Origin of the sequence: Kitasatospora sp. NPDC058162, from assembly GCF_042884005.1 — a bacterium.
Classification (GTDB): domain Bacteria; phylum Actinomycetota; class Actinomycetes; order Streptomycetales; family Streptomycetaceae; genus Kitasatospora.
Genome location: NZ_JBHVUS010000002.1, coordinates 465,102 through 485,825, shown reverse-complemented (window position 1 = coordinate 485,825; position 20,724 = coordinate 465,102). Strand labels below are relative to the sequence as shown.

The window sequence follows — 20,724 nt, the reverse complement described above, 5'->3', positions numbered from 1 at the left end:
AATGCCCCTGCCGAGCGCAGCGAGGCGGGCGCATGAGTATCAGCACGACCATCACCCGCGCCACCGGCCTCGGTGGGCGCCTGCGTTCGGCCACCGGCCTGCTCGGCGGCTTCGCGGCCACCTCGGCGGTGCACCTGGGCTCGATCCTGTCCGGGTCCTCGGTGCTGCGGAACGCCACCAAGCCGGCCCTGATGCCGCTGCTGGCGGCGCACAGCGTGGCGGCGGCGGCCCGGGCCGAGCGCGAGGCCCCGAAGCTGCTGGCCCCGGCGCTGCTGGCGAGCGCGGGCGGGGACGTGCTGCTGCAGTTGAACGACGACACCGCGTTCCTGGCCGGGATGGGCTCGTTCGCGGCCGCGCACGTCTGCTACGTCACGATGTTCGTCCAGCGCGGGGCGTTCACGGACCGCCGGCGCGCCCTGGTGGTCGCGGCCGCGTACGCGACGGCGTGGGCGGGCATGATCGGTCAGCTCTGGCCGGACCTCGGGGACCTCAAGGCCCCGGTGGCCGGCTACAGCCTGCTGCTCGCCTCGACGGCGGTCACCGCGGCCGGGCTGGGCTGGCGGACCGGGTTGGGCGGGGCGCTGTTCCTGCTCTCCGACACGCTGATCGCCACCCAGCTGGCGAAGTGGCGCGAGCTGCCGGGGCATCAGTTCTGGATCATGGCGACGTACGTGCTGGCCCAGTACCTGCTGGCCACCGGCCTCCTCCAGCACGAGGAGCGGCAGGAGCGCGCGGCCCTCTGACGCACCGCCGCACCGCCCGTCCACCGCCGCACCGCCCGTCCGCCGACACACCGCCGCGCCGCCGACCCGCTCAGGGTCCGGCGGCGCGCGCGTGCGGGGCGGGTGGGCCTTCAGGCACTGCGCCTCCGGAGCAGCCAGAAGCCGCCGACGCCGCCCGCGACCAGGGCCAGCCCTCCGGCCAGCTCCGCCGGGTTCGCCGCGACCGAGCCGCCGAGGCCGGTCTTCACCGCTCCGTGCGGGGCCACCTGCTGACTGCCGGCGCCGGACTGGCCGAGCGAGCCGGCCCACTCCCCCGCCGCTTTGCCCCAGTCGCCGAGGCCCTTGTCCGGGCCGCTCGCGGTCACCGTGGAGACCGTGACGGTGGTGGAGAAGGCGCCGCCGTCCGGACAGGTGCCGTCGACCTTGCTGTCCCCGTTGTGCTGGGAGGCCAGCCGGGCGGATCCGCTGTGCTTGCCGTCGGCACCCAGGGTGAGGGTCGCGGGGCCGCCCTCGAAGGCGGCGGAGTGGGCGGTGATGGTCTTGCCGTCGGGCTTGTCCGACTTCTCGCAGGAGACCGTGACCGTCACGGTCTGGCCCGGTGCGGCCTGGGACGGGCTGACCGAGGCCGCGCCGTCCCTGGCTGCTGCGAGGGGGGCCGTCAGACCGGTCAGCACCGTCGCGCCGATCAGGGCGGCGGCGGCCGTACGCGTGGAGCGCATGCCGGAACCTCCGGGATTCTCGGGCGCGGCCGGGGACTCCCATGTCCACGTGGTGTGTCAACCGCACCCGGTCATTCACCGACGGTAGGGAGGCCCGTCGGGCCCGGCCACCGCTCAGGACCGTTCGGGCGACGGCCCGTCACTCGGCGTAACCGTCACCTAGTGTCACCACCGCCGGTTCCGCCGCCGCTGTCGCCACCGCGCGGGGCCGCCGCCCGGGGCCGCTCAGAGCTCCAGGTCGACCACGACCGGGGCGTGGTCCGAGGTCCCCTTGCCCTTGCGGGCCTCGCGGTCCACGTAGCTGTCGGTGACGGCGTCGGCGAAGGGCTTGTTGGCGTAGGTGAGGTCGATCCGCATGCCGCGGTTCTTCGGGAACGCCAGCTGGCGGTAGTCCCAGTAGGTGTACGGGTGGTCGTACTTCAGCGGGCGCGGCACCACGTCGTGCAGGCCGATCTCACCGAGGGAGTCCAGCGCGGCGCGCTCGACCGGGGTGACGTGGGTGAGGCCCTCGAAGGCGGCGACGTCGTAGACGTCCGCGTCGGTGGGGGCGATGTTGAAGTCCCCGAGGACGGCGAAGGGGCGGGGGCCGGCCGCGTCCTCGGCGGAGGCCTTGCGCAGGGCCTCCAGCCACTCCAGCTTGTAGTGGTAGTGCGGGTGGTCGACCTCGCGGCCGTTGGGCACGTAGACGGACCAGACCCGGACCGGGCCGCAGGTGGCGGCGATGGCGCGCGGCTCGACGTCGGGCAGCAGGGCGCCGTCGGCCAGGTACCCGGGCTGGCCGGGCAGGTCGCGCACGACGTCGTCCAGGCCGAGCCGGGAGACGATGGCGACGCCGTTCCACCGGCCGTTGCCGTGCGCGGCCGTCTCGTAGCCGAGCTCGCGGACCTCCTCGTACGGGAAGGCGTCGGCCGCGCACTTGAGCTCCTGGAGGCAGAGCACGTCGGGCTTGGCGCTCTCCAGCCACTCCAGGAGCTTGGGCAGCCGGGCGGTGACGGAGTTGATGTTCCAGGTGGCGATGCGGACGGTCACGGCGGGCGGCCTTCCCGGTGGTTCGGTCGTACGGACGGGGGTGGGCCCCCGAGGGAGGCCCACCCCGAACATACCGCCCGGCACCGACAACCCGGCCCGACCGGCGCCCCGGCCGGGCGGCCGGCACTCCGGTCCGCGGGGCGTACGGCCGCGGCGCTCCGGCCCGCAGGGTGTCAGCCCGCGGGGCGTACCACCGCGGCCGAGCCGCCGCCGCGCCGCACCGGTTCGGCGGCGGCCACCCAGCGGCCGTCCGGCAGGCGTTCCACGCCGGTGGCGGCGCCGATCTCGCCGCCGTCGGCGAACCGGTGCCCGAGGGCCTCCAGGGCGCTGCGCTCCGGCAGCGCCAGGAAGCCCGGCTCAGCCTGGGTGACGGCACTGTTGCGCTGGCTGGCGCGCGGCGCGGCGATGGCCTGCTCCAGGCTCAGCCCCCGGTCGAGGCGGCCGAGCAGCACCTGGAGGGTGGTGGTGATGATGGTCGCGCCGCCGGGGCTGCCGGTGCCCAGCAGCGGCTCGCCGTCGCGCAGCACGATGGTCGGGGACATCGAGGAGCGCGGCCGCTTGCCCGGACCGGGCAGGTTGGGGTCGGGGACGCCGGCGGCGAGCGGGGAGAAGTCGAAGTCGGTCAGCTCGTTGTTGAGCAGGAAGCCCCGGCCGGGGACGGTGATGCCGCTGCCGCCGGTCTGCTCGATGGTGAGGGTGTAGGAGACGATGTTGCCCCAGCGGTCCGCCACCGTCAGGTGGGTGGTGTTGGGGCCCTCGTACGGCTCCGGGAGGGCCTGGCCGGTGTCGGCGCAGTCGGCCGGGTGGCGCGGGTCGCCGGGGGCGAGCGGGCTGGTGAGCGCGTGGTCGGGGCTGATCAGGCAGGCCCGGGAGGCGGCGTAGCGCTCGGACAGCAGCTGCTTGGTCGGGACGTCGCTGAAGGCCGGGTCGCCGACCCAGCGGTTGCGGTCGGCGAAGGAGATCCGGGAGGCCTCCAGGAAGTGGTGGTAGTACTGCGTGCTGCTGTAGCCGGAGAGGTCGCCGTCCTCCAGGATGTGCAGGGCCTCGCCGACGGTGGTGCCGCCGGAGCTGGACGGGGCCATCGAGTAGACGTCGTAGTCGCGGTAGGCGACGTGGGTGGGCGCCTGGCGGCGGACCTGGTAGGCGGCCAGGTCGGCGGTGTCGACCTTCCCTGGGCGGGCGTTGCGGCCGGAGGCCGGGTCAACTGGCGGCCGCTGCACGGTGTTGGCGATGTCCTTGGCCAACTCGCCCTGGTAGAAGGCCTTCACGCCGTCCTTGGCGAGCAGCTTGTAGGTCGCGGCGAGGTCGGGGTTGCGCAGGACGGAGCCGACCTCGGGGAGCTTGCCGTTCGGCAGGAAGATCTTGGCGGTGGCCGGGAAGTCCTTGAACCGGCTGTAGTTGTCGGAGGTCTGGCCGCGGAAGGTGCCGTCGACGACGAAGCCGTCCTCGGCGATCCGCTCGGCGGGTTCGAGGTTCTGCGCGAGCGAGCGGGTGCCCCACTGGCGCAGTGCGGAGTCCCAGGTGGCGGGGGTGCCGGGGACGCCGACGGACAGTCCGCTGGTGACGGCGTCGGCGAAGGCGAGCGGCTTGCCGCCCTCCAGGAACAGTCCGCTGTCGGCGGTGCGGCCGGCCGTCTCGCGGCCGTCGATGGTGTGCACCCGGCCGGTGGCGTGGTCGTAGTAGACGAAGTACCCGCCGCCGCCGATCCCGGAGGAGTAGGGCTCGGTCACGCCGAGCGCCGCAGCGGCGGCCACGGCCGCGTCCACGGCGTTCCCGCCCTTGCGCAGCACCTCGATCCCGGCGGCGGTGGCATCGGCGTCCACGGAGGCCACCGCCCCGCCCCAGCCCACCGCCTCCGGCGCCTTGGGCGGCGGTGCCGCGGCCCCGGCAGGCCCGGTGGTGGCCCAGACCAGTGCGGTGGCGAGCAGCAGTGGTGGTGCTAAACGGGTCAGAGCCCTCATCCGAGTCCTCCTGAGTCGACGTCATCCCAGTTGTTCCACAGGAGGCATGACTCCGACAACCACAACGCACAGCTACCAACGGGTAGTTGACGTGACGGAGGGGGCGGACGAGGCGAGTGCGACGGATGACGGCCGACGGGTGACAGCTGACAGATTTCAACTTTCAGATTTCAGCGAACAGATAACGTTATCTGTTATCTGTTCGCTGAAACCCGTTCGCCGAAGGCCGTCACCCGCCCCACCCCTACAGCGCGCGCTCCACCCGCCGCCGCTTGATGGTGCGGAACCGCCGCGCGACCTGGCGCGCCAGGTCCGCGGCACCGACCAGCCCCGCCTCGTTGCCGAGGGCCGCGTGGACGATGCTGGCCTCGGGCCGGAAGCCGCGGCCGGTCAGGGTGCGGCGGAAGGTGTCCCGGGCCGGGCCGAGCAGCAGGTCGCCGGCCTCGGAGACGCCGCCGCCGATGACGAAGCGCCCCGGGTCGAGGCCGGCGGCCAGGTTGGCGATGCCGACCCCGAGCCAGGTGCCGACCTCGTAGAGCAGCTCGGTGGCGGTCGGGTCGCCCTCCCGGGCGGCCTCGGTGACCAGCGGCCCGGTGATGCCCTCGACCGTGCCGCCCGCCCGGGCGAGCAGCGACTGCACCACCGGGGACTCCTCGGCGACCAGCTCCCGCGCGTCCCGCACCAGGGCGTTGCCGGAGGAGTACTGCTCCCAGCAGCCGCGGTTGCCGCACGGGCAGCGGTGGCCGCCGGGCACCACCTGCATGTGCCCGAACTCGCCCGCCAGGCCGTACTTGCCGCGGTCGACGTAGCCGTCCCGGACGACCGCGCCGCCGATGCCGGTGCCCAGGGTGAGCATCACCATGTGGTCCTCGCCGCGCCCGGCGCCGAAGCGCCACTCGGCCCAGGCCGCCGCGTTGGCGTCGTTCTCCACGATCACCGGGAACCGCAGCCGCTCGCTGAGCACCTGCTGGAGCGGCTCGTTGCGCCAGTTGAGGTGCGGGGCGAAGAGCACCCGGGAGCGGTCGGCGTCGACCCAGCCGGCCGCGCCGATGCCGACCGCGTGGACGTCGTGCCGGTCGGCGAGCTGGAGCACCAGCTCGACGATCACGTCCTCGACGACCTTGGCGCTCTTGCTCTTGTGCGGGGTGTCGGTGCGGAGCTTCTCCAGCACCTTCCCCTCGCCGTCGACGACCCCGGCGACCACCTTGGTGCCGCCGATGTCGACGCCGATGGTGGGCAGCCGCAGTATGCCCGCGGGCAGGGCGCGGCGGCGGCGCTCGGCGCGCGGGCCGAGGCCGAGCAGGGTCGGCAGGACGGCCGGCCGAGTGCTGCCTTGGGGGCTGTTCACGGCTTCGGACGCTCCTCACGAGAGTCGGGTTCGGTGATGCCGGGTTCAGTATTGCCGGGTCCGGTATCACCGGTTTCGGTGGTACCGGGTACGGACGGACGGGCCAGCTCGTGCGAGAGTTCGGCGAGGTCGGAGCCGCCGGCCATCTCGGTGGTCAGCTGTTCGAGGCTGATCTCGGCGCGCGGGTGGCTGCCGGCCATCCGCCCCCGCTTCAGCAGGGTGAAGTGGTCGCCGACCAGGTAGGCGTGGTGCGGGTTGTGGGTGATCAGGACGACCCCGAGCCCGGCGTCGCGGGCCGCGGTGACGTACTTGAGCACCACCCCGGACTGCTTGACGCCGAGCGCCGCGGTCGGCTCGTCCAGGATGAGCACCTTGGCCCCGAAGTGCACGGCGCGGGCGATGGCCACGCACTGGCGCTGTCCGCCGGAGAGGGTGCCGATCGGCCGGTCGACGTCGTGCAGGTCGATGCCCATCCGCGCGAGCGCCTCGCGGGTGGTGGCGCGCATGCCCTCGGCGTCCAGCCGCAGGCCGCCCCAGCGGCGGGTGCCCCGCTCGGAGCCGAGGAAGAAGTTGCGCCACACGGGCATCAGCGGGACGACGGCGAGGTCCTGGTAGACGGTGGCGATGCCGCGGTCCAGGGCCTGGCGCGGGGAGTCGAGCCGGACCTCCTCGCCGCCGACGGTGTAGACGCCCTCGTCGTGCCGGTGCAGCCCGGCGATGATCTTGATCAGGGTGGACTTGCCGGCCCCGTTGTCGCCCAGGACGCAGCTGATCTCGCCGGCCCGCAGGGTCAGCGAGACGTCCTGCAGCGCGCGGACCGTCCCGTAGGTCTTGCCCACGCCCTCCAGCGCCAACAGCTCCGTACCGGAGCGGAGTTCGTCGTTCAGGAGTTCGTCGTTCATCGCGGACCCCGTTCCGCCCGGCGCTTGACGTAGGCGTTGAGCAGCGCGGCCAGCAGCAGCATCGCGCCGAGGAAGAACTTGAACCAGTCCGGGTTCCACTGGGCGTAGATGATCCCCTTGCTGGCCATGCCGAAGATCAGCGCGCCGAGCGCGGAGCCGGCCACCGAGCCGTAGCCGCCGGTGATCAGGCAGCCGCCGATCACGGCCGCGACGATGTAGATCAGCTCGTTGCCGACGCCCTCGCCGGACTGCACGGTGTCGAAGGAGAACAGCAGGTGCTGGCCGAGCACCCAGGCGCCGAAGCCGACGCCCAGGTAGAGCACCGTCTTGGTCCGGGCGACCGGCACGCCGACCGCGCGGGCGGCGGCCGCGTCGCCGCCGACGGCGAAGACCCAGTTGCCGAAGCGGGTGCGCAGCAGCACCCAGCTGCCGATCACCAGCAGGCCGAGCCACCACCAGACGGTGGCCTTGACCGTCAGCCCGCCGATGTTCACCTCGGAGGCGAACAGCCACCGGCAGGTCTGGTAACCCTGCATGTCCGAGATCGACTTGGTGGAGACCGTCCCGGAGACCGCCTTGGTGACGCCCAGGTTGGCGCCGGTCAGCATCAGGAAGGTGCCCAGGGTGACGATGAAGCTGGGCAGCCTGGTGCGGCCGAGCATCCAGCCGTTGAACCCGCCGATCGCCAGCGTGGTGGCCAGCGAGACCAGGACGCCGACCCAGGTGACGGCGGTGAACTGGTACGAGACCATCGAGGAGGTCAGCGCGGCGGTGGTGACCAGCACGCCGGCCGACAGGTCGAACTCGCCGCCGATCATCAGCAGCGAGACCGGCACGGCCATGATCCCGATGGTGGACGCCGCGTAGAGCACGGTGCCCAGCGAGGAGACCCGCAGGAAGGGTTCGGCGGCGGCGGCGAAGACCGCGAACACCGCGACGGCGGCGATCAGCGAGCCGAGCTCCGGGCGGGCGAGCAGGCGCCGCAGGGCGGCCGGGCGGTCCTGGACGAGCAGGTCCGGGGTGGTCGAGCCGCTCACCTGGTCCCCCTCGCCACGTACTCGGCGAGCGCGTCGGCGTTGTCCTTGGTCAGGATCTGCGGGCCGGTCGCGACGGGCTTGCCGCCGCCGAGCATGTCCAGGTTGGACTTGTACAGCCAGAGCAGGTCGACGCCCTCGTAGCCCTGGAGGTAGGGCTGCTGGTCGACGGCGAAGCCGACGCTGCCGGACTTGAGCCCGGCGACCACCTGCGGTCCCAGGTCGAAGGTGTCCAGCTCCACGCCGCGGTGCGCGTCCTGGACGGCCTGCAGTCCGGTGGCGGCCATCGGGCCGGAGAGGGTGAGCACGGTGTCGATGGAGGGGTCGGCCTGGAGCTTGGCGGAGATCGACGCCCGGGCGTCGGGCATGTCGACGCCGTTGACGTAGAGCACCTGGAAGCCGCCGCCCGCCTTGGACTGGGCGCCCGAACAGCGCTGCTCCTGGCCGACGTTGCCCTGCTCGTGGATCACGCACAGCACGTTCTTGCGGCCGCGCGAGGCCAGCTCGGCGCCGGCCGCCTGACCGGCCGAGGACTCGTCCTGGCCGATGTGGGTCAGCGCGCCGAACTTCGCCGAGAACTCCTGACCGGAGTTGATCGTGATCACCGGGATGCCGGCGGCCTTGGCCTTGCCGAGGACGTCGGCCATCGCGTCGCCCTTGGCGAGGGTGACCAGCAGGCCGTCGACCTTCTGGTCGATGGCGGCCTGGACGAGCTGGACCTGGTTCTGGGTCTGCGCGTCGTTGGAGTACAGGAAGGTGATGTTGTCCTTGGCGGCGGCCTGCTCGGCACCCTTGCGCACGCTGTCCCAGAAGGCGTCGCCGGCGCCGGCGTGGGTCACCATGGCGACCTTCCAGCGCGGGGTGGTCACGGCGCTGCCGCCGGCGGCCGCGGCCTTGGCGCGGGCCTCCTCGGCGCGTCTGCCTCCGGTACTGCTGCAACCGGCCGCGGTGACCGCGAGGGCCAGGACGGCGCACACGGGCCAGAAGCGGCGGGACGGGCGAAAGCGGGTAGTGCTCATCCCCATAGTCTCTCTGGCCCGGCCGCGCGGGATCGCACCGCCTCGCCCGGCAGTGCGATCGGCGCGGCAGGTAAGGTGCCCCGGGGGACCTTCCTGGAAGTTCGCTGAACATCTGGTCCGGACCACGACCGTCCGGGTGACAGACTAGGCGCCGACCCGAAGCGGGAACAGCTCGGAAACGTGATGTTCCTCTCAGGTTCCGCACAGATTCGGACGGCAACCGATCATCCGTCGACTGCCGTCTGATGCCATTGACGTGCGTTCGGGCGAGTGGGGCCCGGGCGGCGAGCGACCCGGATACGAGAACTTGATGGAACTGACAGGTACGCCATTCTTCATCCTCACCGTCATCCTGGTGCCGGTGTCCATCACAGTGGCGCTGCTCTTCTGGGGGAAGGTGCGCGGCCCCCAGCCGGTGCGCACCCTGTCCCGGATCGTCATGATCATGTTCTGCCAGGTCACCGCCGTCCTGATGGTCTTCGTGATGGTCAACAACGCGAACCTGATCTACGGCAACTGGGACGACCTGCTCGGCACCGGTGACCACGTCCGGGCCGTGCCCTCGGTCCCGCCGGTGGACCCGGCCGGCAACGGCCAGAACGGCCAGTCCGGCGACGCCGCCAAGCAGCCGCCGAAGGTGCTGCAGAAGTTCGGCGGCGTGAACGACCCGGCGGTGCCCGGCGACGTCCAGAAGACCGACCTCAAGGGCCAGGTGTCCGGGGTCGACGGCGAGGTGCTGGTCTGGCTGCCGCCGCAGTACAACGACCCGGCGTTCAAGGACAAGAAGTTCCCGGTGGTCGAGCTGATCCCGGGCTACCCGGGCTCCTCCTCCACCTGGTACGGCACCCTGAAGGTCTCCGAGCAGCTCAAGCCGCTGATGCAGCAGGGCAAGGTCGCGCCCTTCATCCTGGTCTCGCCGCGCACCCTGCTGCTGGGCAGCCACCAGGACGCCGGCTGCACCGACATCCCCGGCAAGATCAACGCGGACGCCTGGATCACCCGCGACGTCCCGCAGATGGTGATGGACAACTTCCGCGCCGACCCGTCCGCGGACCGCTGGGCGATCGCGGGCTACTCGGCCGGCGCCCACTGCGCGGCCAAGCTGTCGGTCGCCCACCCCAACCGCTACCGCGCCGCCATCGCGATGTCCGGCTACAACGACCCGGCCACCGAGGGCGACTCGCTGGTCGGCAAGGACCCGAAGCTGCGCGAGGCGAACAACCCGGTCAACATCCTCAAGTCCGCCCAGCAGCCGCCGAAGGTCGCCCTGCTGGTCAGCGGCGCCAAGGGCGACGGCTACGAGGACGGCCAGGCGATCGCCGCCGCCGCCAAGGAGCCGACCAAGGTCCAGGTCGAGGAGAGCACCGGCCCGCACACCACCGACATGTGGAAGCGGATGGTCCCGAGCGCCTTCGAGTGGCTGACCACGATCATCCCCGTGCAGTGACCGACCGCCACCGCCGAGGGCCCGCCGCGAACGTTCGCGGCGGGCCCTCGGCCGTTCTGTCGGTTCTGTCGGCTCTGTCGGCGACTTCCCAGGAGAAGCCCCGAAACGGTCGGGAAACGACCAGGAACGGGTCAGGAACCGGTCAGGTCCGTACCGGCCCGAGGAACGGTCAGGCCAGCTCCAGCGCCAGGTAGAAGTCCACCCGGTCCTCCAGGCGGGAGAGGTCCCGCCCGGTCAGCTCCTCGATACGGCCGATCCGGTAGCGCAGGGTGTTGACGTGGACGTGCAGCTGCCCGGCGCAGCGGGTCCAGGAGCCGTCCGAGCGCAGGAAGGCCTCCAGGGTGCGGACCAGGTCCGCCTGGTGCTCGATGTCGTACGCGATCACCTTGTCCAGCAGCCGGCTGCGGAACGCCCGGCGGACCTCGTCCGGGACGGCGGCCAGCAGCAGCACGTGCGAGGCCAGCTCCTCCGGGCCCGCCACGCAGACCCGGCCGACCCGGGCGGCGGCGATCCGGCGGGCGTGCCGGGCCTCCTCCAGGGCGCCGCGCAGGCCGCCCGCCTCGGAGGCGGGGGCGGAGACGCCCAGGGTGATCCGGCCCTCCGAGCCCAGCCCGGCCTCCAGCGGGGCGAGCAGCTCGCGCAGGGTGTCGGCGGGCACCGGGCTGTCCAGTACGGGCAGCACCACCACGGCGCCGTTGCCCGCCCCGGCGACCAGGGCGCGGTCCGTGGTGCCGCCGAGCGCCTCCTCCAGCACGGCCCGCACCGTGCCCTCCGGCAGGCCGGTGCCCTCGGCGCTGAGCACCAGCCAGGAGGCCTCCTGGGAAGGGGACTTGGGCTCGGGGCTCTCGTAGCGGGCGGCCATCGCCGAGGACGCGTACAGGGTGCGGCTGATCTCGGCCGGGTCGGCGTCGCGGCGCAGCAGGGCGAGCAGCTCGTCGGCCAGTCGGCGGCGCAGCCGGCGGCCCTCGTCCCGGCGCTGGCGCTCGGCGGCGACCAGGCGGGCCAGGTTCTCGGCGAGCTGCTGGCGCTTGGTGGTCCACTCGGTGACGTCGCCGGCCACCGCGAGCACCCAGTCGACCAGCGGCGCCTCGTGCTCGGCGGAGGCCGCGGCGGGCAGCAGCGAGTAGGCGCCGGCGGCCAGTCGGGCCCGGTGCGGGGGGCGGCGGCGCTGGCGCTGGGCCGCCAGGTGGGCGCGGACCAGCTGGTCGCGGTCCTCGGCGGTGAGCCGGTCGGCCGGGCCGGCGATCACCGCGCCGGTCGGGGTGAGCACCCAGCAGTCCAGGTCGAGGTCGCCGCCGAGCAGGTCCAGCACGGCGTCCAGGCCGCCGCCGCCGGCCGCCGAGACCAGCAGCCGGTGCCGGTCGACCAGGGCGGCCAGGTCGGCGGCGCGGTCGGCGGAGACCTGGCGGCCGATGAACTCGGTGACGGTGCCGAAGGCGATGTCGTCGGGGACGGCCAGCAGTGGCATCCGGTGCCGGCGGCAGGCCTCGACCAGGTCCTCGGGCACCGGGCCGACCTCGGCCTCGCCGGCCGCCAGGGCGACCGCGCCGCCGGCCGCGATGGTCCGCACGAAGCGCTCGGAGTCGGCGGGGCCGCCGCGCCAGAGCATCCCGGTGAGCACCAGCTCGCCGCCGTGCAGGTAGCGGCCGGGGTCGTGCAGGTCCGTGGTCATCACGCCGCTGACCTGCCGGTCCAGCTCCTCCTCCGCCGCGAGCAGGCGCAGTCGGGGGGCGCCGGGGGCGAGCAGGTCACGGACACGCATCCGCGGACTCCTAACGGGGGCTGGAACAGGGGGTGGGACGAGCGGGTGGGGCTCGGGGCCGGTGGGCGGGGTGGGGGCCGGATCGGGGGGTGGAGGCGGCCGGGCACGCGGTCCGGGGGTGACAGTGTGCCCGAACATACGTGCTCGGCGTTACGTACCAGCGAGCGGTCGGGTTACGGGCCCGTAGCCCGCGAATCACGGCCGGATTACGGTCGTAGGTAGCACTCGGCGAACACCTGGGCTGCGGATTCTCCTGCTTAGAGGAACGTACAGGATGCCGGGCGGGCTCACAGCCGGGGCTTCATGCCATCGGTGACTGCCAGTGGGCCGCGTCACAGGAGTTCACTGGGCGAAACGCCACCGGACACCCGGCCGGCGAAGACTTGAGGAGAAACCCGCATGGAGTTCCTTCGGCCCGCCACCTGGGACGAGGCTCTCGCGGCGAAGGCTGAGTACCCGACCGCGCTGCCCATCGCGGGCGGCACGGACGTCATGGTCGAGCTGAACTTCGACGTGCACCGGCCATCCGCGATTCTCGACCTGAACCGCGTCACCGAGCTCACCGAATGGACGAACGACGGCAGCGTCGTCCGACTCGGCGCCTCCGTCCCGTACGCCCGGATCATCTCGGAGCTCGCCGGGCCGCTGCCCGGGCTCGCCCTGGCGGCCCACACCGTCGGCTCGCCGCAGATCCGCAACCGCGGCGGCGTCGGCGGCAACCTCGGCGGCGCCTCCCCGGCCGGTGACGCGCACCCCGCGCTGCTGGCGGCCGGCCGCGACGTGTTCGTCGAGGCGGCCTCGGTGCGCGGCACCCGGCTGATCCCGATCGACGAGTTCTACGTCGGGGTGAAGCGCAACAGCCTGGAGGCGGACGAGCTGATCCGCGCCGTACGCATCCCGGTCGCGGACGGCCCGCAGCAGTTCTCGAAGATCGGCACCCGCAACGCCATGGTGATCGCGGTCTGCGCCTTCGGTTTCGCCCTTCACCCGAAGAACGGCACCGTCGGCACCGGTATCGGTTCGGCTGCCCCCACGCCGCGCCGCGCCGTCGAGGCCGAGGAGTACCTCCAGGGGGTGCTCGCCGAGCGCGGGCTCTGGGAGTCCGGGGAGCTGCTGGGCACGGAGGTCATCCAGCGCTTCGGCGAGCTGGTGAAGGCCGCCGCCTCCCCGATCGACGACGTCCGGGGCACCGCCGACTACCGGCGCCACTCCCTGGCCGTGATGGCCCGCCGCACCCTCACCTGGTGTTGGAACGACTACAGCAAGCAGATCAGGAGCGCGGCATGAGGGTCACGTTCACCGCCAACGGCAAGCCGGTCGAGGCCGACGACGTGTGGGAGGGCGAGAGCCTGCTCTACGTGTTGCGCGAGCGCGTCGGCCTGCCCGGCTCGAAGAACGCCTGCGAGCAGGGCGAGTGCGGTTCCTGCACCGTCTACCTGGACGGCGTGCCGGTCTGCTCCTGCCTGGTCGCGGCCGGCCAGGTGCAGGACCGCGAGGTGCGCACGGTCGAGGGCCTGGCCGACGAGAACGGCGAACTGGGCCTGGTCCAGCAGGCGTTCATCGACGCCGGGGCCGTCCAGTGCGGCTTCTGCACCCCCGGGCTGCTGGTGCAGACCGACGCCCTGCTGGAGCAGGACTCCCAGCCGAGCGACAACGACATCCGCGAGGCGCTGTCGGGCAACCTGTGCCGCTGCACCGGCTACGAGAAGATCATGGACGCGGTGCGGCTCGCCTCCGCCCGCAAGTGCTCGGGCAAGGGGGCTACGGCATGAGTACCCGGACGATCCAGGGCCAGAAGAACCTGCAGAACATCAACCAGGCCTCCAAGGACGGCATCGGCGGCTCGCCGCTGCGCCCGGACGGCAACCTGAAGGTCAAGGGCGAGTTCGCCTACTCCTCGGACATGTGGCACGAGGACATGCTCTGGGGCATGGCGCTGCGCTCGCCGCACCCCCGGGCGAACATCCTCTCGGTGGACATCTCCGAGGCGCTCAAGGTGCCCGGCGTCTACGCGGTGCTCACCCACGAGGACATCCCCGGCGCCAAGTACTACGGCCTGGAGATCCAGGACCAGCCCGCCCTGGCGATCGACAGGATCCGCTACCACGGCGAGGCGATCGCCCTGGTCGCGGCCGACCACCCGGAGACCGCCCGGCGCGCGGTGAAGAAGATCAAGGTCGAGTACGAGGTGCTCACCCCGATCGTCACCGAGGAGCAGTGCCTGGACCCGGAGACCCACGGGTACGTGCACGAGCCGCACGAGTACAAGTCCCACGCGTACGGCAACATCTGCCACGAGCAGCGGCTGGTCTCCGGCCTCGGCGTGACCGACGAGGTGCGGGCGCTGGCGGACGTCATCGTCAGCGGCGACTACGAGGTCGGCATGCAGGACCAGGCCTTCCTCGGCCCCGAGTCCGGCCTGGCCGTGCCCGCCGAGGACGGCGGCATCGACCTCTACATCGCCACCCAGTGGCTGCACGTGGACCGGGAGCAGATGGCCCCGGTGCTGGACCTGCCCGAGGAGAAGGTCCGGCTCACCCTGGCCGGCGTCGGCGGCGCCTTCGGCGGCCGCGAGGACATCTCGATGCAGATCCACGCCTGCCTGCTGGCCCTGCACACCGGCAAGCCGGTCAAGATCGTGTACTCCCGGGACGAGTCCTTCTACGGGCACGTCCACCGCCACCCGGCGCGGATGCACTACGAGCACGGCGCCACCCGCGACGGCAAGCTGGTCTTCGCCGACTGCCGGATCGTGCTGGACGGCGGCGCGTACGCCTCCGCCTCCCCCGCCGTCGTCGGCAACGCGGCCTCGCTCGGACACGGCCCGTACGTGATCCCGAACGTGAAGATGCACGCCATCGCGCTCTACAGCAACAACCCGTCCTGCGGGGCGATGCGCGGCTTCGGGGCGGTCCAGGCGGCCTTCGGCTACGAGACCCAGATGGACAAGCTGGCCGCCGAACTCGGCATGGACCCGGTCGAGTTGCGGCAGCTGAACGCGATGTCGGAGGGCGACTTCATGCCCACCGGCCAGCAGATCGACTCCCCCGCCCCGGTGGCCGAACTGCTGCAGCGGGCCAAGGACATGCCGCTGCCGCCGCCGCTGGACACCGAGCACCTGGACGTGCGCGCGCTGCCCGGCGCACTCTCCAACACCTCGCACGGCGAGGGCATCGTGCGCGGGGTCGGCTACTCGGTCGGCATCAAGAACGTCGGCTTCTCCGAGGGCTTCGACGACTACTCCACCGCCCGGGTGCGCCTGGAGGTGATCGGCGGCGAGCCGGTCGCCATGGTGCACACCGCGATGGCGGAGGTCGGCCAGGGCGGCGTCACCGTGCACGCCCAGATCGCCCGCACCGAGCTGGGCGTCGAGCAGGTCACCATCCACCCGGCCAACACCGAAGTGGGATCGGCCGGTTCGACCTCCGCCTCGCGCCAGACGTACATGACCGGCGGCGCCGTGAAGCTCGCCGCCGAGGCCGTCCGGCGGGAGCTGATCGAGAAGGGCCGGCGCCGCTACGGCTGGACCCACAAGGACATCACGCTGACCGGCGGCAAGGTCGTCTCGGAGAGCGCCGGCGTGCTCGTCCCCATGGTGGACCTGCTCGGCGACGAGGCCATCGACCTCACCCGCGAGCACCACCACCGGCCCACCCAGGCCTTCGACAAGGAGACCGGCCAGGGCTTCGGCCACGTCCAGTACACCTTCTGCGCCAACCGCGCCGTGGTGGACGTCGACGTGGAGCTGGGCCTGGTCAAGGTGGTCGAGCTGACCGCCGTCCAGGACGTCGGCAAGGCGCTCAACCCGCTCTCCGTGGTCGGCCAGATCCAGGGCGGCTGCACCCAGGCGCTCGGGCTCGCCGTGATGGAGGAGATCATCGTCCGGGACGGGAAGGTGCGCAACGCCTCCTTCACCGACTACCTGATCCCCACCATCCTGGACACCCCGCCGATCCCGGTGGACGTCCTCGAACTGCCCGACCCGCACGCCCCGTACGGGCTGCGCGGCGTCGGTGAGGCGCCGACCGTGTCGGCGACCCCCTCGATCGTGGCGGCGATCCGCAACGCGACCGGGCTCGCGCTCAACCGGATCCCGGTCCGGCCGGAGCACCTGACCACCGAACAGCCCGGCTGATCCCGGGAGTTCGACCAGCCAGGCTCCACAGGCCCCACCACGGCCGTACTTCCCGGGGCGGCGACACGTCTTCCCCGCCGCCCCGGGACCCCCCACATCCGCTGCCCTGCCCACGCCGGGGTTCCGCAGTGGTGCGCACCACCCGCACCTGCACCACCCGTACGTGCACCACCCGTACGTGCACCTGCACCTGCCGTACCGCAGCACCCCACCCGCACCGCAGGCACTCTCCGACGAGTGCCTCCAGTGAGTCGATACCGTCCCCCTGTGCCAACTTCGTTGACTGGCAGTCAGGTCGGCTCGCCCACCCCAACCCCCTTTGACACTTGGGAGTGGACATGACCAGGATCCCCACGGAGCCCGGCACCACTGAAGCAGACAGACCCGCCGAGGACGAGACCCACCCCTCTCCCCCGGCAGCGGAGCCCAAGGGCGCGCTCGACGCGTACTTCAAGATCTCGGCCCGCGGCTCGACCCTCGCCAACGAACTGCGTGGTGGCCTCACCACCTTCATGGCGATGGCGTACATCATCCTGCTCAACCCGCTGATCCTCGGCGGCGCGGACGTCAACGGCGTCAAGCTCGACCACGCCGCGCTGACCACCGCCACCGCCCTCGCGGCCGCCGTCACCACCATCCTGATGGGCGTGGTCGGCAACGTGCCGCTCGCCCTGGCGGCCGGGCTCTCGGTCTCGGGCGCGGTCTCCGCGCTCGTCGTACCCCACACCACCTGGTCCCAGGCCATGGGCCTGTGCGTGATCTACGGCCTGCTGATCGTGCTGCTGGTGGTCTCCGGACTGCGCGAGAAGATCATGAACGGCATCCCACTGCCGCTCAAGCACGCGATCACCATCGGCATCGGCCTGTTCGTCACCATCATCGGGCTCTACAAGGCCGGCTTCGTGCACACCGGCGGCCCCACCCCGCTGTCGCTCGGCCCCTTCGGCGAACTCTCCGGCTGGCCCGTCCTGATCTTCTGCCTCACCGTGCTCACGATCTTCGTGCTGATGGCGCGCGGCGTGCGCGGCGCGATCCTGATCGGCATCGCCGGCGGCACCGTGGTCGCCGTCGTCGTCAACAAGCTCGCCGACGTACCCGCCAAGGCCTGGGCGAACTCCGTCCCGGTGTGGCCCGGCAGCCCCGTCGCCGCCCCCGACTTCAGCCTCTTCGGCCACGTCGACCTGTTCGGCGCCTTCGGCGGCAAGGGCCTGGGCGCGATCAGCGCCTCCGTGGCCGTGTTCACCCTGGTGCTGGCCGGCTTCTTCGACGCGATGGCCACCATCATCGGCGTCGGCACCGAGGCCGGGCTCGCCGACAAGCAGGGCCGGATGCCCGGCCTGTCCAAGGCCCTGTTCATCGACGGCGCCGGCGGCGCGGTCGGCGGCCTGGCCGGCGCCTCCGGGCAGACCGTCTTCGTCGAGTCCGCGACCGGCGTCGGCGACGGCGCCCGCACCGGCCTCGCCTCCACCGTCACCGGCGGCCTGTTCGCCCTGATGCTGTTCTTCTCGCCGCTGGCCGGCATCGTCCCGGTCGAGGTCGCCTCCGCCGCCCTGGTGGTGATCGGCTCGATGATGATGAGCCAGGCCCGGCACATCGACTGGTCCGACCGCGAGGTCGCCATCCCGGCCTTCCTGACCTGCGTGCTGATGCCGTTCACCTACAGCATCACCGCGGGCGTCGCCGCCGGCGTCGTCTCCTACACGGTGATCAAGGCCGGCCAGGGCAAGTGGCGCGAGCCCGGAGTGCTGATGTGGATCCTCACCGGCGTGTTCGTCCTGTACTTCGCACTCAGCCCGGTCAAGTCCTGGCTGGGCGTGCACTGACCGCTCCCCGGGCGTCACCGTCCTCGGCCGTCACCGGCCTTTGACCATCACCGGCCTTTGATCACCACCGCCGCCGTACGGGATCGTTTCCCGTACGGCGGCGTCCCCCGCTACTGTCGAAACCGTGTAAGGAGCATCCGACATGCAGGACATCGCCGAGCAGCTGCAGACCTGGCACGCGTCCGGGCGCTCCTTCGCCGTGGCCACCGTCGTCGGCGTCTCCGGCAGCGCCCCGCGCGACCCCGGCGCGGCCCTGGCCGTCGACGCCGCCGGGGAGGCCGTCGGCAGCGTCTCCGGCGGATGCGTCGAAGGCGCCGTCTACGAGCTCTGCCAGGCCGCCCTCGAATCCGGCGAACCCGTCCTGGAACGCTTCGGCTACAGCGACGAGGACGCCTTCGCCGTCGGCCTGACCTGCGGCGGAGTCCTCGACGTGTTCGTCCAGCCGGTCGTGCCCGGGACCGACCCGGGGATGGACGCCGGCCTCGCCCACATCGCCGACGGGACGCCCGTCGCCCTCGCCCGGGTGATCGCCGGACCGGCCGGACTCCTCGGCGCCACCCTCGCCGTCACCGCCGACGGCGCCGTCGGGGCGCTCTCGGTCGGACCGTCCACCGTCGGCGCGCTGGAGCGGGCACTCATCGCCGAGGCCCGGGCCATGCTGGACGCCGGGCACACCGGGCGGATCGTCCTCGGACTCGACGGCCGGCCCTGCGACGAGGAGGACCGCGGCACGGTCACCTGCTTCGTCGAGTCCTACGTGCCCGCGCCCCGGATGCTCGTCTTCGGCGCGATCGACTTCGCCGCCGCCGTGGTGCGGATCGGCAAGTTCCTCGGCTACCACGTCACCGTCTGCGACGCCCGACCCGTCTTCGCCACCACCCGGCGCTTCCCCGAGGCCGACGAGGTCGTCGTCGACTGGCCGCACCGCTACCTGGACTCCCAGCTCGGCCGGCTCGACGGCCGCACCGTGCTCTGCGTGCTCACCCACGACGCCAAGTTCGACGTCCCGCTGCTCGAACGCGCCCTGCGTCTCCCGGTCGGCTACGTCGGCGCCATGGGCTCCCGGCGCACCCACCGCGACCGGCAGGCCAAGCTCCGCGAAGCCGGACTGACCGACACCGAACTCGCCCGGCTGCGCTCCCCCATCGGCCTCGACCTCGGCTCCCGCACCCCCGAGGAGACCGCCGTCTCCGTCGCCGCCGAGATCATCGCCCACCGCCGCGGCGGCAGCTGCCTGCCGCTGAGCGCCGGCGACGGACCGATCCACCACGACACCGCCGCACCGGAGTCGCAGGAGTCCCAGGAGCCCGCCGACCGGCGCTCACCGCACGCGGCGTGACGCCCTCGCTCGTCCTAGTGCACGTACTTGTGGGCCTCGAAGACCTTCGGCGGGACGGCCGGGATGCCGACTCCCGCCAGGATCGGCATCAGCACGGCCGTGAAGGCGTTGAAGGCCGCCTGGGACTCCCAGACGTCGGTGACGTGCCAGCCGCCGGGGCGCGGGCCGGCCACGTGCGAGATCAGGCCGGGCACCGGCAGGTCGGACGGCACGTTGAAACTCTTGCCGGGGCCGACCAGTGCGGCGATCGCCGCGTCGTACTGGGCCTGGGTCGCACCGGGGATGTCGAAGACCACGACGATCGCCATCAGAGGCTCCTTCGGTTGGGAAACGGCGTACCCAGTGCAGCCCGGACCGTCCGCACCGGCCACTCGCTGCGACCGCCCGGGTGACGTTGCGGACGGTAGTCGGCAGCGGGAGTCTGGAGGTGCGGACTCACCCCGAGCCCGGGGAAGGAGCAGCGGCCATGCGTGTGCTGCTCGACATCGAGATCGACACCCCGACCACCAACCGGCAGATCGCCGACGGGACGGTGGGCGAGAAGTTCGAACGGATCATGGCCGACCTCAAACCCGAGGCGGCCTACTTCTTCAACCGCAACGGCCGCCGCGCCCAGATCATCGTGATCGACGTTGCGGACGAGGCCGCCCTGCCGTCCATCTGCGAGCCGTTCTGGCTGGAGTTCAACGCGACCGTCCAGACCCACATCTGCATGAACGCCGAGGACCTGCGCGAAGGCCTGTCCCGGCTGGGCCGCTAGTCGGCCAGGGCGAGCTTCACGCCGAAGCCCACCACCACCACGCCGGTCACCCGGTCCATCAGGCGCCGGGCGGCCGGACGGCGCAGCCAGCCCCGCAGCACCTGGGCGAAGGCCAGCAGGACCGTCGACCAGAGCAGGCCCTCCACGACGTGCACGCAGGTCAGCGCCACCCCGGCGGCGAAGTGCGGGGCCCCGGCCGGGATGAACTGCGGCAGCACGGCCACGTAGAAGACGCCTACCTTGGGGTTCAGCAGATTGGTGAACGCGCCACGGCGCCAGCCCTGCACGAACCCGCCGGCGGCCGCGTCCTCGCTCGCCGCCGTCTCCTCGCCCCGGCTCCGGAGCAGCTTCACGCCGAGCCACAGCAGGTACCCGATGCCGACCCAGCGGACCACCTGGTAGGCCACCTGGGAGGCCGTCAGCAGCGCCGTCACCCCGGCCGCCGACGCCGTCCCCCAGATCAACGTCCCGGTCTGCACCCCGAGCACCACCCCCCACGCCTCACTCCGCCGCCCGAGCGCGGAAGTCCGCAGGATCACCGCGGTATCGGGCCCGGGCGCGAGCGTGAGCAGCCCCACGACGAGGGCGAAGGACCACAGGGCAGTCGTCATCTCCATGGACCGCGATGCTCTCACAGCCCCGCGCGGCCGCTGCGGGCCGCCCGAGTCCGGGCCGGGGTACGGACCTGGGTACGGACCGGATACCGGGCCGGGTACCGGCGGAG

18 protein-coding genes are annotated in these 20,724 nt (G+C 72.4%); 8 read left to right on the top strand and 10 right to left on the bottom strand.

Features of this window, described 5'->3' with window-relative positions; genetic code table 11:
* Positions 1-32 precede the first annotated feature (32 nt).
* Positions 33-743, top strand: a complete 711-nt coding sequence (locus tag ACFVXG_RS05670; RefSeq protein ID WP_387924627.1) for a lysoplasmalogenase — start codon at positions 33-35, stop codon at positions 741-743.
* 110 nt (positions 744-853) lie between these two features.
* Here the strand turns inward: ACFVXG_RS05670 and ACFVXG_RS05665 are convergent, their stop codons facing one another.
* The 7 genes from ACFVXG_RS05665 to ACFVXG_RS05635 form a co-directional block, all read right to left on the bottom strand.
* On the bottom strand, positions 854-1,441 hold the full coding sequence (locus tag ACFVXG_RS05665) for a hypothetical protein (RefSeq protein WP_387924625.1): 588 nt from the start codon (positions 1,439-1,441) through the stop codon (positions 854-856).
* A gap of 225 nt (positions 1,442-1,666) precedes the next feature.
* Complete coding sequence (locus ACFVXG_RS05660) at positions 1,667-2,470, bottom strand: exodeoxyribonuclease III (protein ID WP_387924623.1); 804 nt, start codon at positions 2,468-2,470, stop codon at positions 1,667-1,669.
* A 173-nt stretch (positions 2,471-2,643) separates the two neighbouring features.
* On the bottom strand, positions 2,644-4,431 hold the full coding sequence (gene ggt, locus ACFVXG_RS05655; protein WP_387924621.1) for a gamma-glutamyltransferase: 1,788 nt from the start codon (positions 4,429-4,431) through the stop codon (positions 2,644-2,646).
* 244 nt (positions 4,432-4,675) lie between these two features.
* A complete protein-coding gene (locus tag ACFVXG_RS05650) occupies positions 4,676-5,779 on the bottom strand; it encodes an ROK family glucokinase (RefSeq protein ID WP_387924620.1) in 1,104 nt (367 codons plus the stop codon).
* Positions 5,776-6,681, bottom strand: a complete 906-nt coding sequence (locus ACFVXG_RS05645) for an ATP-binding cassette domain-containing protein (protein ID WP_387924618.1) — start codon at positions 6,679-6,681, stop codon at positions 5,776-5,778. The genes ACFVXG_RS05650 and ACFVXG_RS05645 overlap by 4 nt, the downstream gene beginning before the upstream one ends.
* On the bottom strand, positions 6,678-7,718 hold the full coding sequence (locus ACFVXG_RS05640; RefSeq protein WP_387924616.1) for an ABC transporter permease: 1,041 nt from the start codon (positions 7,716-7,718) through the stop codon (positions 6,678-6,680). Before ACFVXG_RS05640 ends, ACFVXG_RS05645 begins: the two co-directional genes overlap by 4 nt.
* Positions 7,715-8,734, bottom strand: coding sequence for a sugar ABC transporter substrate-binding protein (locus ACFVXG_RS05635; RefSeq protein WP_387924614.1), 1,020 nt, complete (start codon positions 8,732-8,734; stop codon positions 7,715-7,717). Before ACFVXG_RS05635 ends, ACFVXG_RS05640 begins: the two co-directional genes overlap by 4 nt.
* 310 nt (positions 8,735-9,044) lie before the next feature.
* Between ACFVXG_RS05635 and ACFVXG_RS05630 the strand changes: the two genes are divergently transcribed.
* Positions 9,045-10,181, top strand: coding sequence for an alpha/beta hydrolase (locus ACFVXG_RS05630; RefSeq protein WP_387924613.1), 1,137 nt, complete (start codon positions 9,045-9,047; stop codon positions 10,179-10,181).
* Between the two features lie 169 nt (positions 10,182-10,350).
* Here ACFVXG_RS05630 and ACFVXG_RS05625 read toward each other — a convergent pair whose 3' ends face one another.
* On the bottom strand, positions 10,351-11,943 hold the full coding sequence (locus tag ACFVXG_RS05625) for a PucR family transcriptional regulator (protein ID WP_387924611.1): 1,593 nt from the start codon (positions 11,941-11,943) through the stop codon (positions 10,351-10,353).
* A gap of 399 nt (positions 11,944-12,342) precedes the next feature.
* Here ACFVXG_RS05625 and ACFVXG_RS05620 point away from each other — a divergent pair, with 399 nt between their 5' ends.
* The 5 genes from ACFVXG_RS05620 (at position 12,343) to ACFVXG_RS05600 (ending at position 19,240) form a co-directional block, all read left to right on the top strand.
* Positions 12,343-13,230: an FAD binding domain-containing protein gene (locus ACFVXG_RS05620; protein WP_387924609.1), complete on the top strand. Its 888-nt coding sequence runs from the start codon at positions 12,343-12,345 to the stop codon at positions 13,228-13,230.
* Positions 13,227-13,715 (top strand): (2Fe-2S)-binding protein, encoded by a 489-nt coding sequence (locus ACFVXG_RS05615; RefSeq protein ID WP_350505861.1) that lies wholly within the window; start codon positions 13,227-13,229, stop codon positions 13,713-13,715. The genes ACFVXG_RS05620 and ACFVXG_RS05615 overlap by 4 nt, the downstream gene beginning before the upstream one ends.
* Positions 13,712-16,078 carry a xanthine dehydrogenase subunit D gene (gene pucD, locus ACFVXG_RS05610; RefSeq protein ID WP_387924607.1) on the top strand — a complete coding sequence of 789 codons (2,367 nt, stop codon included), beginning with the start codon at positions 13,712-13,714 and terminating at the stop codon, positions 16,076-16,078. Before ACFVXG_RS05615 ends, pucD begins: the two co-directional genes overlap by 4 nt.
* 338 nt (positions 16,079-16,416) lie before the next feature.
* Positions 16,417-17,901 carry an NCS2 family permease gene (locus ACFVXG_RS05605; RefSeq protein WP_387924605.1) on the top strand — a complete coding sequence of 495 codons (1,485 nt, stop codon included), beginning with the start codon at positions 16,417-16,419 and terminating at the stop codon, positions 17,899-17,901.
* A 142-nt stretch (positions 17,902-18,043) separates the two neighbouring features.
* Positions 18,044-19,240 (top strand): XdhC family protein, encoded by a 1,197-nt coding sequence (locus tag ACFVXG_RS05600; RefSeq protein ID WP_387924603.1) that lies wholly within the window; start codon positions 18,044-18,046, stop codon positions 19,238-19,240.
* Positions 19,241-19,254: 14 nt separating this feature from the next.
* On the opposite strand, the gene ACFVXG_RS05595 is transcribed toward ACFVXG_RS05600, so the two are convergent.
* Positions 19,255-19,548, bottom strand: a complete 294-nt coding sequence (locus ACFVXG_RS05595) for a hypothetical protein (protein ID WP_387924601.1) — start codon at positions 19,546-19,548, stop codon at positions 19,255-19,257.
* A gap of 158 nt (positions 19,549-19,706) precedes the next feature.
* On the opposite strand from ACFVXG_RS05595, the gene ACFVXG_RS05590 reads away from it, so the two are divergent.
* Complete coding sequence (locus ACFVXG_RS05590) at positions 19,707-20,000, top strand: hypothetical protein (RefSeq protein WP_387924599.1); 294 nt, start codon at positions 19,707-19,709, stop codon at positions 19,998-20,000.
* On the opposite strand, the gene ACFVXG_RS05585 is transcribed toward ACFVXG_RS05590, so the two are convergent.
* Positions 19,997-20,617 (bottom strand): LysE family translocator, encoded by a 621-nt coding sequence (locus tag ACFVXG_RS05585; RefSeq protein ID WP_387924597.1) that lies wholly within the window; start codon positions 20,615-20,617, stop codon positions 19,997-19,999. The genes ACFVXG_RS05590 and ACFVXG_RS05585 overlap by 4 nt on opposite strands.
* Positions 20,618-20,724: the final 107 nt, after the last annotated feature.

Coding starts and splice junctions, on each gene's coding strand:
- ACFVXG_RS05670 (WP_387924627.1), top strand. CDS start 33: ATGAGTATCAGCACGACCATCACCCGCGCCACCGGCCTCGGTGGGCGC.
- ACFVXG_RS05665 (WP_387924625.1), bottom strand. CDS start 1,441: ATGCGCTCCACGCGTACGGCCGCCGCCGCCCTGATCGGCGCGACGGTG.
- ggt (WP_387924621.1), bottom strand. CDS start 4,431: ATGAGGGCTCTGACCCGTTTAGCACCACCACTGCTGCTCGCCACCGCA.
- ACFVXG_RS05645 (WP_387924618.1), bottom strand. CDS start 6,681: ATGAACGACGAACTCCTGAACGACGAACTCCGCTCCGGTACGGAGCTG.
- ACFVXG_RS05635 (WP_387924614.1), bottom strand. CDS start 8,734: ATGAGCACTACCCGCTTTCGCCCGTCCCGCCGCTTCTGGCCCGTGTGC.
- ACFVXG_RS05630 (WP_387924613.1), top strand. CDS start 9,045: ATGGAACTGACAGGTACGCCATTCTTCATCCTCACCGTCATCCTGGTG.
- ACFVXG_RS05625 (WP_387924611.1), bottom strand. CDS start 11,943: ATGCGTGTCCGTGACCTGCTCGCCCCCGGCGCCCCCCGACTGCGCCTG.
- ACFVXG_RS05620 (WP_387924609.1), top strand. CDS start 12,343: ATGGAGTTCCTTCGGCCCGCCACCTGGGACGAGGCTCTCGCGGCGAAG.
- ACFVXG_RS05615 (WP_350505861.1), top strand. CDS start 13,227: ATGAGGGTCACGTTCACCGCCAACGGCAAGCCGGTCGAGGCCGACGAC.
- pucD (WP_387924607.1), top strand. CDS start 13,712: ATGAGTACCCGGACGATCCAGGGCCAGAAGAACCTGCAGAACATCAAC.
- ACFVXG_RS05605 (WP_387924605.1), top strand. CDS start 16,417: ATGACCAGGATCCCCACGGAGCCCGGCACCACTGAAGCAGACAGACCC.
- ACFVXG_RS05600 (WP_387924603.1), top strand. CDS start 18,044: ATGCAGGACATCGCCGAGCAGCTGCAGACCTGGCACGCGTCCGGGCGC.
- ACFVXG_RS05595 (WP_387924601.1), bottom strand. CDS start 19,548: ATGGCGATCGTCGTGGTCTTCGACATCCCCGGTGCGACCCAGGCCCAG.
- ACFVXG_RS05590 (WP_387924599.1), top strand. CDS start 19,707: ATGCGTGTGCTGCTCGACATCGAGATCGACACCCCGACCACCAACCGG.
- ACFVXG_RS05585 (WP_387924597.1), bottom strand. CDS start 20,617: ATGGAGATGACGACTGCCCTGTGGTCCTTCGCCCTCGTCGTGGGGCTG.